The sequence below is a fragment of the Pseudoalteromonas sp. RB2-MNA-CIBAN-0110 genome, assembly GCF_040309305.1.
Taxonomy (GTDB): Bacteria; Pseudomonadota; Gammaproteobacteria; order Enterobacterales; family Alteromonadaceae; genus Pseudoalteromonas; species Pseudoalteromonas arctica.
The window spans coordinates 1-272 of the sequence record NZ_JBEOOQ010000185.1; the positions used below are offsets into that span (position 1 = coordinate 1).

The following is a 272-nucleotide window of genomic DNA, read 5'->3' on the forward strand; positions in this document are numbered from 1 at the left end:
GCGATACATAGTAGTGTTGATGCAAACCAAGGCGACAGTGTAAAAGACTTCTCTACAACGTTAATACTTGCCGCACATAAAAAAGTTGAAGAGGGTTATCTTGTTATCTCTTTTTGGATTGGTGACGGTGGTATTGCAATATATGATAAAAATAAAAAAGTAGTGTTAATGGGCGAACCAGATAGTGGTGAATTTGCTGGGCAAACACGATTTTTAGATAATAAAATATTTGAAGATGGAAGTGTTTACAGGCGCGTAAAAATGGATAAAGT

Annotated in this window: 1 protein-coding gene; it reads left to right on the forward strand. The window is 35.7% G+C overall.

The genetic code is table 11. From position 1 onward, the window contains the following. Positions 1-272 (forward strand): protein phosphatase 2C domain-containing protein (locus AAEY68_RS21105; protein ID WP_350586832.1); only part of this gene is annotated, 272 nt, incomplete at both ends.